Here is a 10,101-nt window from a genome sequence, read left to right as displayed (position 1 = left end):
CCGGGCAATGGGATACGCCCTGGATGAACTGGCGGTCGATCTTTATGATGTCAAAGCAGAAGTCCTTGAAATAGCGCAGTGCGGTGTAGCCCGCGCCGAAATCATCCATTGCAAAGCAGATGCCCCTGATCTGCAACCGGTCCATAAAATCCACTACGAGCTCCGGAACCATCATGGCAGAGCCTTCGGTGATCTCGAGTACAAGCCTTTCAGCGAGCGTAGGATCACGGGAAAGCCAGCGGTCAAGGGTCCTGTTCCAGGCCCTGTAGCCGATCGAGCGTGCGGACATATTGACCGACAGTCGCAGATCCGGGTTCTCATGCAGCGCGCGCAGCCCGAGCCCGAGTGCCAGCGTATCAAGTTGCCGCCCGGTCTCGGTGTTTTCTATCACATCAATGAAATCGCCTGCGGGGATCACCCGTCCGGTCTCATCAAGCACGCGGATCAACCCCTCGTAAAAGGCAACGCGGTCCTGTGCGCGGGCCTGCATGATCGGCTGATAGGCCAGCAGCACCTGTTTGTGGCGTATCGCTTCCTTCACCATATCGAGGGTCTGCTGGTCGCGTCGCGTGACCGCATAATCCAGCGGGCTGCCGGTGCCGGGCGGCATATCCGCCATTATCTTTTTACGGTCTCCGGGCATCGCAGGTCCTCGCTTGTTATTCGTGCAGGACATTGCCCTCGAACCCCTAAAATCAGATTAATATACCTGTTTTGTTCTAATTTGATCTGTGATCTTCTTAAATGGTTCGAAAAAGCGAAAGACCGGAATTGCATGACCACGCGATGCGACTGGGCAGGTCCCGAAGAGATTTATCTGCGCTATCACGATACCGACTGGGGCGTTCCTGAATATGACAGCCGCGCGCTCTGGGAAAAGCTGGTGCTGGACGGATTTCAGGCGGGGCTGAGCTGGATTACGATCCTGAAAAAGCGCGACAATTTCCGTGCGGCCTTTGCCGGGTTCGATCCGAACGTGATCGCCGGCTGGGGCGAAGCGGAGATCGCCGTTCTGCTGCAAAACCCCGGCATCATCCGGCACCGCGGCAAAATCGAGGCCACGATCAGCAATGCCCGCGTCTGGCAGCAGATCGAGGCTGATCAGGGTTTTGATCGTTTTTTATGGAATTATGTAGATGGCAGGCCGTTGCAGAACGCTTTTCTGACTCAGAAAGAAGTCCCGGCGCAGACCCCGCTTTCGCTGATGATTTCAAAGGATCTCAAGGCCCGCGGATTCAAATTCTGCGGGCCTGTGATCGTTTATGCCTTCATGGAAGCGGTGGGCATGGTGAACGATCACCTGACCACCTGTCACCGTCATGCCGATATTGCGGCAATGGGGCGTTGACTCTGATCGGAACGGGCGTATAAGCGCGGCTTCATTGGTGTTGGTGGCTCCCGCAAGGGATCGCCTGTCAGGTCGCAAGGCCAGAGGACAACGCCCTTCACGCCCCCCGGGGCCCTATACCGAAGGAGATCAGCCGTGACCAAACGCACGTCTGCCAAGTACAAAATCGACCGCCGCATGGGCGAAAACATCTGGGGCCGTCCGAAATCCCCGGTAAATCGTCGCGAATACGGCCCCGGCCAGCACGGTCAGCGCCGTAAAGGCAAGATTTCTGATTTCGGCATCCAGCTGCGCGCCAAGCAAAAACTTAAAGGCTACTACGGCGATCTGACCGAAAAGCAGTTCCGTCGCATCTATGGCGAAGCCGAGCGTGTCAAAGGCGATACCGGTGAGAACCTGATCGGCCTGCTCGAACGCCGCCTTGACGCCGTTGTGTACCGTGCGAAATTTGTGGCAACCGTCTTTGCTGCACGTCAGTTCGTGAACCACAAGCATGTGCGCGTGAACGGTCAGATCGTGAACATCCCGTCCTACCGCGTCAAAGAGGGCGACGTGATCGAAGTGCGTGACCGCTCCAAGCAGATGGCAGCACTGATCGAGGCGACACAACTGCCCGAGCGCGACGTGCCCGACTATATCGAAGCGGACCACTCCAAAATGAGCGCAAAATTCGTGCGCACCCCGGCACTGGGCGATGTGCCTTATCCGGTGATGATGGAACCGAACCTCGTCGTCGAATTCTACGCCAAAAACTGACGCGCAGGATCATTGCAGAATTTAAGGCCGTGCCGGCATCCCCGGCGCGGCCTTTTTTTGTCCGGGCTCAGGTGGCGCGGGCGAGAACGGCAAAACTGGAGCGCGACGGCGGGCCTGAGGAAAAGCTGTAGAGGCTTTCGGCCTCAAAACCGGCACCCCGCAGCAGACCTGTTATCTCAGTGCGCCGGAACGTCCGGTGTTGCCACTGAAGCCACACGATCCCATTGCACCAGTGCGGCTTTGAACCCACGAGCCAGAGGCGCGCACCGGGTGCTGCAAGTCGCCTGATGTCACGCAGCGCGCTCCCCGGGTCATCAAAGTGTTCGATGACATAGGACACCAGAAGCACGTCAAACTCTTCCTGAACGCCGGGCCGGAGAGCTTCCACGCGCAGGCCGGGCGTAACACCCCGCCGTTTCAGGGCCGCCTCCGCCACCTCAGGCATCGGGCGTGACGGATCGGGCAGCACCATTTCCCGGCAATCCGCTGATGGCTGTCCAGGCCTCTGCCATCGCGCCTGTGCCGGCCCCGATATCGATAACACGCGCGGGGCGGTCCAGCGCCGGCGACATATGCGACAAAGAGTCAAGATAAGCATTGAAATAGCCCGGCAATCGCATTTTATCCGACCAGACCGGCGCGGCTGAGGCATAGCGGCGTTCAAGATGCGCTGAGCGGTCTTTCATGCCCGGAACGATGCCACAGCGTTGTTGCGTCGACAATCTGCCGGCCATTGACGCGAGGGACATGCTGTTGCATCAACCGGGCTTTGGCAGGGTGCCACGCGGGAGATCTGAAATGACTGCATATCCGAATTATGGCCGCATTGACGGTCCGGTCGTCATCATCGGCTTCGGGTCGATCGGTCGTGGCACGCTGCCGCTGATTGAGCGGCATTTCGACTATGATGCCGATCAGATGGTGGTGATCGAACCCAACGCGGATATGCATACCTTTCTAAGTCAGCGAAAAATCCGCCACCTGCAGGAAAAGATCACCCGGGAAAACTACCGCGAGGTGCTGGGTGGGATATTTAAAGATGGCAAAGGGTTCTGTGTGAACCTCAGCGTGGATACCTCCAGCCTTGATATCATGAAGTTCTGCCGCGAGCTGGGTGTGCTCTACATCGATACGGTGGTTGAGCCCTGGGAGGGTTTCTACTTTGAAACGACCGAAAACGCCGAACGTACGAATTACGCGCTGCGTCAGAAGGTGCGCGATGAAAAAGCTGCCAGCCCCGGCGGGACGACGGCAGTCTCCTGCTGTGGAGCCAACCCCGGCATGGTCAGCTGGTTTGTGAAAGAAGCACTGCTGACACTGGCGCGTGACACGGGTCGCGATGCGACACCACCTGCGGACCGGGCGGGCTGGGGCGCGCTGATGAAAGACCTTGGCGTCAAAGGCGTGCATATTGCAGAACGTGACACCCAGGCACGCGCCATTCCGCGCCCGCGCGGCACTTTCGTAAACACATGGTCGGTCGAGGGCTTTATCTCGGAAGGATTTCAGCCTGCCGAGCTTGGCTGGGGCACGCATGAGACATGGATGCCGGAGAACGCACACAGCTATGACACCGGCTGTCAGTCCGCGATCTGGCTGGAGCGTCCGGGGGCGATTACCCGCGTGCACACCTGGTGCCCCACACCGGGCCCGCAGTTCGGCTTTCTGGTGACCCACAATGAAGCCGTATCGATCTCTGATTACTATACCGTCGGTCCGGCAGATGCGCCGGATTTCCGTCCGACCTGTCACTATGCCTATCATCCGTCCGATGACGCGGTGCTGTCGCTTCATGAGATGTTCGGCTCCGGCAAACAGCAGGCCGTGCACCACATCATGGAAGAAGACGAGATCATCGAAGGCATTGATGAGCTTGGCGTGCTGCTTTACGGGCATGAGAAAAACGCCTTGTGGTACGGCTCGCGGCTGTCGAATGCCGAAACCCGTGATCTGGCGCCCTATCAGAATGCCACCGGCCTGCAGGTCACATCCGCCGTGCTCGCCGGCATGGTCTGGGCGCTGGAAAATCCCCATGCCGGCATCGTCGAGACCGACGAGATGGACCACGCCCGCTGCCTCGAGGTGCAGAAGCCCTATCTGGGCCCGGTGGAGGCGCATTATACCGACTGGACACCGCTGCAGGACCGCTGGGAGCTTTTCCCCGAGGATATTGACGAAACCGACCCCTGGCTTTTTCGAAATGTGCTGGCCAGCTGACAGTCCGGTGCCGCTGAACGCGGAACCGGACAGGAGATAACGACATGACCAAAGCGATCCGGCCGCAGCCAGGCATCATGGATATCGCGCTTTATCAGGGCGGCGCATCAAAGATCGACGGTCAGTCCGATCCGCTGAAACTGAGCTCCAATGAGAACCCTTTCGGGTGCAGTCCTGAGGCGGTGCAGGCGGTGGCCGCGGCGGCGCAGACCATGCACCGCTACCCCACGACAGACCACGCGTCCCTGCGCGATGCAATCTCTGATGTGCATGGTCTGCCCGCCGGACAGATCATCTGCGGAGTGGGTTCGGACGAGTTGCTGACCCTGCTGGCCATGGCCTATGCCGGCCCGGGCGATGAGGTGCTCTATACCGAGCACGGCTTCTCAATGTATCGCATCTTTGCGCTTTCGGCGGGGGCGACACCGGTTGTGGCACCGGAATCCGACCGCTGCCTGGATGTCGGGGCGCTGATTGCTGCGATCACACCGGCCACGCGCCTGATCTACATCGCAAACCCCGCCAACCCAACCGGCACCGCGCTCGGCACGGATCAGCTCGCGCGCCTCGCAGACGCGGTGCCTGCGGACTGCCTTCTCGTGCTCGACGGCGCTTACGCGGAGTTTTTTGAGGGCTATGACGGGGGTGCCGGTCTGGTGGCCGCACGCGACAACGTGGTGATGACGCGGACCTTTTCCAAGCTCTACGGACTGGGCGGTCTGCGGGTCGGCTGGGCTTTTGCGCCGCAGCATGTGATCGATACGCTTAACCGGGTGCGCGGACCGTTCAACCTTTCAACTGTTTCTCTGGCCGGCGCAGAAGCCGCGATGCGTGACCGGGCCTTTGTCGAAAAATGCCTGCGCGAGAACGCTGAACAGCGGGTCCGGCTGACCGGCGGGCTGCGCCAGCTCGGCATCTTATGTGACGACAGCCACGCCAATTTCGTACTGGCCCGCTTTGCGGATGAGGCCGAAGCGCGTGCGGCCGATGCCCACCTGAAGAAAGCCGGCATTCTCGTACGCCTCGTCAAAGGCTATGGCTTTCCCCAGGCCCTGCGTATTACGGTGGGCAGTGCCGAAGACATGACCCGCGTTCTGGATGCGCTGGCAGCTTTCAGGGGAGCGACATGAGCGTCATCTACAACCGTGTTGCTCTGATTGGTCTTGGCCTCATCGCTTCGTCGATGTTCTGGGCTATGAAGCGCGGCGGCCTCGCCGGCGAGGTGACAGGATACGCACGCAGCGCTGAAACACGGGCTACCGCCCGCCGCATCGGCCTCTGCGACCGCGTCTGCGACAGCCCGGAAGAGGCGGTAGAAGGCGCAGACCTTGTGGTGCTCTGTGTGCCTGTCGGAGTAATGGGTGCCGTGGCAAAGCAGATTGCATCCTCCCTGAAACCGGGCGCTACGGTGACCGATGTCGGGTCGGTGAAACGCGATGTCATTAACAACGTGGCACCGCACCTGCCGGAAGCCGTGCATTTCATTCCCGGCCATCCTCTCGCGGGTACTGAACATTCGGGTCCGGAATCCGGTTTTGCCGAGCTTTTTGACGGGCGCTGGTGCCTGCTGGTGCCTGTGGACGGCAGTGATCCGGCAGCGACCGCAAAGCTGCGCAGCTTCTGGGAGGCGCTGGGGTCGAACGTCAGCGAAATGGAAGCGGACCATCATGATCTCGTCGTTGCCGTGACGAGCCATGCGCCGCACCTGATTGCCTACACGATGGTCGGTGTGGCGGATGATCTGGGTCGCGTCACTGATTCAGAGGTAATCAAATACTCCGCCGGTGGTTTTCGCGACTTTACCCGGATCGCCGCGAGCGATCCGACGATGTGGCGCGATGTTTTTCTCAGCAACAAAGACGCCACGCTGGAAATCCTCGGGCGGTTTACTGAAGAGCTGTTTGCGCTGCAACGCGCAATCCGCACCGGTGACGGAGAACACCTGCACAGTTATTTTACCCGCACCCGGGCGATCCGCCGGGGTATCATCGAGGCGGGGCAGGACACCGATGCACCTGATTTCGGGCGCGCGGGCCCCCGCCAGCCGTGATCAGGCTGGTACTCAGCCTAGTCCTGGTGGCGGGGATCGCGCAGGCCGGTCCGGATACCTCTCCGCGCCCGGAACTGCGCCCTGTCACAAATTCCGTGACCGAAACCGAGACAACACCTGCACCAGCCCCGGCTCCGCCCGCCAAAAGCGTACCGGGCCGCCGCGCCGACAGTGCAGCCCCCACTGAGACGCAGGACCGGGACCGGGCGACCGCCACGGCACAGGATGACAGCAGCCTCAGACCACAAGCCAGACCGCGCAAATTCGAACAGCGCGCGACGGAAAAAGCCCGGCTTAAAGCGCGCGGCGCGATCTGCGAAGACCCGGATATTCTCGGGGAAAGCGTCGGACGGGTCGCCTCGGGCGTGAAGGGGTGCGGCATCGCCTCGGCGGTCCGGGTGCGCTCGGTTTCGGGCGTTTCGCTGAGCCCCGCCGCGGTGATGGACTGTACAACGGCCCGCACGCTGCGCCACTTTGTCAGTGTCTCCGCCATCCCGCGTGTCGCAGCCGAAGGTGGTGCGGATCTCGTCAACCTGCGCATCGTCGGGCATTACGCCTGCCGTCCGCGCAACAACCGCCCCGGCGCGCGCATTTCAGAGCACGGCAAAGGCCGCGCAATAGATATTTCCGAATTCCGGTTGAGTGACGGATCGGTTATTTCGGTCAAACGCGACTGGAACTCCAAAAAGGGTTTCCGTCCTCTGCGCGAAATGCACCGGGATGCCTGCGGCATATTCGGCACGGTGCTTGGTCCGCAGTCAGACCGGTTCCATGAAGATCATTTTCACTTCGACACGGCACGTCATCGCAGCGGTTCCTACTGCCGCTAGCGCAGTATGAGGCGCGGTGCCGGACCCAGTGGCAGGAAACCCACACGCACCTGGCCTTTTTCCAGCGTCAGTGTGACTTCGAACCTTTCAGGGTTGCCACCGGCCGCAGCCAGTGCGCTGAGCGCGCGTTCCACCTGAGGCCGGAAATCCGCTGAAAGCGTGCCTGCAGATACCGCGAGATCGAGCATCGAGCGCCAGTTTCGCGCCTGCACTGGTACCGTGCCCCAGGGCATGCCGGAGGCGTCGATGCCCAGATCGGCACTGGCCATAAGCGACAGTTCTCCCCAGCGGATTTCTGCACGGCTCAGATTGATCTGCTGAGGCTGCGGTCTGCGTTCTTCAAGCGCGCGCCGGTCCCACGGCCGGTCAAACTGCACCTGCATACGTGCCCCCAAGGCGTCAAACGCCACCGGCCAGTCCTGCGGGACCCGCAACCGCTGGCGCGGGCCCGGGCCGGGTGTCAGCCCGGTGGCGTTCAGACGCATCGTGTAGCGCGCCGGATCCGCCTCATCCTGCATCATCGACATTTCCGTGGCCCCGGCCGTCAGCACGGTGCCGGCGGGGTCCTCCAGCGTCCAGGAGGACGCGCCAAATCGCACCGCGCGAAGCTCCAGGGCGCTGCCTGGTTTCAGGCGAAGCGCGGCGCGCCCGTCTTCCAGCAATACCGCAGACCGTCCCTCCGGGCTGGCCAGGAGGATCCTGTCGTCAGGAAAGATCACATCCGCCTCGCCCGGCCACCACGCAGGACTGGTCAGCCGCAGCACACTCGCTTCGACAGCAACGCCTGTTGCGGGATCGGCCAGTGCCGGCGCGCTGAGAGACAGATCAATCCGGAAAGGATAACCCGATACTCTGATCGCGGCATAGTCCGCCTGCCAACCCTCCGCCCGGCGCAGCTCAAACCAGTCGGAGATGCCCGCGCGCAGTGACAGCGCCGCAAAGGCCCACCAACCGGACCAGAACACAACAACCAGAACAGCCAGCCACAACACACGACGCATGACGACCCCCTTTTCCTTACCGTCGATTTGAGGTTTACGCATAGCGAGTGAGGAGAACCAGCACGATGACAATGTGGGTATTCGGATACGGCAGTCTCTTGTGGAATCCGGGATTTGAGGTGGCCGAGCAGGTGGTGGCGACACTGCCCGGGTATGCGCGGTCATTCTGCATGCATTCCATCCATCACCGTGGCACCGAAGAGGACCCGGGCCTTGTGCTGGCGCTCGATGAGGACCCCGCGCATGCCTGCGAAGGGGTCGCGCTGGCAGTTGCCGCCGGCCGCGAAAAAACAACGCTGGCCTATCTGCGCGAGCGTGAACTGATCTCCTCGGCCTATATGGAGCGCGACCTCGCCATTGACCTGCACGACGGGCGTCGCGTCACGGCGCTGGTCTATGTCATCAACCCGGGACATGTGCAGTACTGCGGGGGCATGCCGCTGGAAGAGCAGGCGCAGATCATCGCGCGGGCGCGCGGTGGGATGGGCCCCAATGATGAATATCTCTACAACACTGCCCGCCATCTGAGCGAAATCGGCCTGCATGACCCCGATCTGGAATGGTTGAGCCACCGTGTCCGCGCATTGCGGGCATAATTTCTTGGCGCTTGCTGATGTTTTCGGTGTAAGCTGCCGCAAGAGCAGAACAATAAAGGTCAGGAGCAGGAACGCATGGCGTTGCCGGACCCCGAAGTAAGACCCGTCTTTTCGCAACCTGTGCGTCAGATTTCGCTGATGCTGATCGTCCTGGCGCTGTCCGCCTTCGGCATCTTTCTGGCGTTGCCGAGCGTCCTGCCTGTGTTTGAGGCAAACCCCTACCTGAACGGCTTTATCATCTTTGTTTTTGTGATCGGCGTGGTGGCCTGTTTCTACCAGGTCACACAGCTGATCGGGTCGGTGCGCTGGATCGAACGCTTCGCCACGGACACTCTGGATGCCAGCATCAGGCCGCCGCAGCTTCTGGCGCCGCTGGCCTCGCTGCTGCGCCAGCGCGGTGCGCGCATGCAGGTCAGTGCCACCTCAACGCGATCCATTCTCGAATCCGTGGCGACCCGGATCGAAGAAGTCCGCGAAATCACGCGCTACATTGTCAGTATGCTGATTTTCCTCGGCCTTCTGGGGACATTTTACGGGCTCGCGACCACCGTGCCGGCCATCGTAGATACCATCAGCAGTCTCGCTCCCGAAGAAGGCGAAGGCGGTGTCGAGGTCTTCAACCGGCTGATGAGCGGCCTGCAGGTTCAGCTGGGCGGCATGGGCGTGGCCTTTGCCTCATCCTTGCTCGGTCTCGCGGGATCGCTGATCGTGGGGCTGCTGGAGCTTTTCGCCGGCCACGGGCAGAACCGGTTTTACCGCGAACTTGAAGAGTGGCTGAGCAGCATCACCCGCGTCGGATTTTCCTCCGGCGATGAGGGCGGTGGCGATCAGCATGTAATGGCCAGTGTGGTCGATCATATGGCCAACCAGATGGACGCGCTGCAGCAGATGTTTTTGCATGCTGACCAGCGCAGCATGGCGGTCGATGACCAGATGAATGCCGTTGTCGGATCAATTGAGAAACTCGGTCAGCAGATTGCCAGCCCTGACGAATCCGTAACAGCGCTGGAACGCGTGGCCGCCGGGCAGGAACGGCTCATTGCGCTCATTGAGGCGCAGGGGCAGGGCGGCGATGGTATCGACGCTGAAAGCCGGATGCGCCTTCGGTCGATCGACGTGCAGATGCTGCGCATTCTCGAAGAAATCTCCGCCGGTCGTCAGGAAAGCATGTCCGAGCTGCGTATGGACATCTCAAAATTGACGGATGCGATCAGACCGCGCCGCCCGCGCCCTGCGGTGCGCCCCCCGGGTTCTGAGGGCAGCTGATCATGGCGCTCTCGCGACGCACAGGTGCTCGGTTTCA

Annotated in this window: 12 protein-coding genes; 8 read left to right on the top strand and 4 right to left on the bottom strand. The window is 61.2% G+C overall.

Features of this window, described 5'->3' with window-relative positions; genetic code table 11:
• The coding region (locus Q0M35_RS14440) for an EAL domain-containing protein (RefSeq protein WP_295316515.1) at nt 1-643 on the bottom strand (643 nt) is incomplete at its 3' end.
• A gap of 132 nt (nt 644-775) precedes the next feature.
• Between Q0M35_RS14440 and Q0M35_RS14435 the strand changes: the two genes are divergently transcribed.
• Together Q0M35_RS14435 and rpsD are read left to right on the top strand one after the other, a co-directional pair.
• A complete protein-coding gene (locus Q0M35_RS14435; RefSeq protein ID WP_295316513.1) occupies nt 776-1,348 on the top strand; it encodes a DNA-3-methyladenine glycosylase I in 573 nt (190 codons plus the stop codon).
• 135 nt (nt 1,349-1,483) lie between these two features.
• Complete coding sequence (gene rpsD / locus Q0M35_RS14430; protein WP_169641490.1) at nt 1,484-2,104, top strand: 30S ribosomal protein S4; 621 nt, start codon at nt 1,484-1,486, stop codon at nt 2,102-2,104.
• A gap of 67 nt (nt 2,105-2,171) precedes the next feature.
• On the opposite strand, the gene Q0M35_RS14425 is transcribed toward rpsD, so the two are convergent.
• The gene (locus tag Q0M35_RS14425; protein ID WP_295316510.1) at nt 2,172-2,576 is read right to left on the bottom strand and encodes a class I SAM-dependent methyltransferase; all 405 of its coding nucleotides are present in this window, start codon (nt 2,574-2,576) and stop codon (nt 2,172-2,174) included.
• The gene (locus Q0M35_RS14420; RefSeq protein ID WP_295316508.1) at nt 2,542-2,853 is read right to left on the bottom strand and encodes a hypothetical protein; all 312 of its coding nucleotides are present in this window, start codon (nt 2,851-2,853) and stop codon (nt 2,542-2,544) included. Before Q0M35_RS14420 ends, Q0M35_RS14425 begins: the two co-directional genes overlap by 35 nt.
• Before the next feature lie 49 nt (nt 2,854-2,902).
• Here Q0M35_RS14420 and Q0M35_RS14415 point away from each other — a divergent pair, with 49 nt between their 5' ends.
• From Q0M35_RS14415 to Q0M35_RS14400, 4 genes are read left to right on the top strand one after another with little or no spacing between them, the layout of a single operon-like run.
• Nucleotides 2,903-4,321, top strand: a complete 1,419-nt coding sequence (locus Q0M35_RS14415) for a saccharopine dehydrogenase NADP-binding domain-containing protein (protein ID WP_295316506.1) — start codon at nt 2,903-2,905, stop codon at nt 4,319-4,321.
• Between the two features lie 44 nt (nt 4,322-4,365).
• Complete coding sequence (hisC, locus tag Q0M35_RS14410) at nt 4,366-5,451, top strand: histidinol-phosphate transaminase (protein ID WP_295316504.1); 1,086 nt, start codon at nt 4,366-4,368, stop codon at nt 5,449-5,451.
• Nucleotides 5,448-6,371 (top strand): prephenate/arogenate dehydrogenase family protein, encoded by a 924-nt coding sequence (locus Q0M35_RS14405; RefSeq protein WP_295316502.1) that lies wholly within the window; start codon nt 5,448-5,450, stop codon nt 6,369-6,371. Before hisC ends, Q0M35_RS14405 begins: the two co-directional genes overlap by 4 nt.
• A complete protein-coding gene (locus Q0M35_RS14400; protein WP_295316500.1) occupies nt 6,368-7,201 on the top strand; it encodes an extensin family protein in 834 nt (277 codons plus the stop codon). The genes Q0M35_RS14405 and Q0M35_RS14400 overlap by 4 nt, the downstream gene beginning before the upstream one ends.
• On the opposite strand, the gene Q0M35_RS14395 is transcribed toward Q0M35_RS14400, so the two are convergent.
• Complete coding sequence (locus Q0M35_RS14395; protein ID WP_295316498.1) at nt 7,198-8,202, bottom strand: DUF2125 domain-containing protein; 1,005 nt, start codon at nt 8,200-8,202, stop codon at nt 7,198-7,200. The two genes, Q0M35_RS14400 and Q0M35_RS14395, sit on opposite strands and share 4 nt — an antisense overlap.
• 65 nt (nt 8,203-8,267) lie before the next feature.
• On the opposite strand from Q0M35_RS14395, the gene Q0M35_RS14390 reads away from it, so the two are divergent.
• Together Q0M35_RS14390 and Q0M35_RS14385 are read left to right on the top strand one after the other, a co-directional pair.
• Entirely contained in the window at nt 8,268-8,798 is a 531-nt protein-coding gene (locus Q0M35_RS14390; protein WP_295316495.1) for a gamma-glutamylcyclotransferase, read from the top strand.
• A gap of 75 nt (nt 8,799-8,873) precedes the next feature.
• Nucleotides 8,874-10,064, top strand: coding sequence for a biopolymer transporter ExbB (locus Q0M35_RS14385; protein ID WP_295316493.1), 1,191 nt, complete (start codon nt 8,874-8,876; stop codon nt 10,062-10,064).
• Nucleotides 10,065-10,101: the final 37 nt, after the last annotated feature.

Origin of the sequence: Roseobacter sp. (assembly GCF_024639605.1) — a bacterium.
Lineage (GTDB): Bacteria > Pseudomonadota > Alphaproteobacteria > Rhodobacterales > Rhodobacteraceae > Roseobacter.
The sequence above is the reverse complement of the archived record's forward strand: the minus strand, read 5'-3'. Positions and strand labels throughout refer to the sequence as shown.

Excerpts from the sequence above, each read along its gene's own strand:
- Q0M35_RS14395 (WP_295316498.1), bottom strand. The coding sequence starts at position 8,202 with ATGCGTCGTGTGTTGTGGCTGGCTGTTCTGGTTGTTGTGTTCTGGTCC.
- Q0M35_RS14425 (WP_295316510.1), bottom strand. The coding sequence starts at position 2,576 with ATGGTGCTGCCCGATCCGTCACGCCCGATGCCTGAGGTGGCGGAGGCG.
- Q0M35_RS14435 (WP_295316513.1), top strand. The coding sequence starts at position 776 with ATGACCACGCGATGCGACTGGGCAGGTCCCGAAGAGATTTATCTGCGC.
- hisC (WP_295316504.1), top strand. The coding sequence starts at position 4,366 with ATGACCAAAGCGATCCGGCCGCAGCCAGGCATCATGGATATCGCGCTT.
- Q0M35_RS14405 (WP_295316502.1), top strand. The coding sequence starts at position 5,448 with ATGAGCGTCATCTACAACCGTGTTGCTCTGATTGGTCTTGGCCTCATC.
- Q0M35_RS14420 (WP_295316508.1), bottom strand. The coding sequence starts at position 2,853 with ATGTCCCTCGCGTCAATGGCCGGCAGATTGTCGACGCAACAACGCTGT.
- Q0M35_RS14385 (WP_295316493.1), top strand. The coding sequence starts at position 8,874 with ATGGCGTTGCCGGACCCCGAAGTAAGACCCGTCTTTTCGCAACCTGTG.
- Q0M35_RS14390 (WP_295316495.1), top strand. The coding sequence starts at position 8,268 with ATGACAATGTGGGTATTCGGATACGGCAGTCTCTTGTGGAATCCGGGA.
- Q0M35_RS14415 (WP_295316506.1), top strand. The coding sequence starts at position 2,903 with ATGACTGCATATCCGAATTATGGCCGCATTGACGGTCCGGTCGTCATC.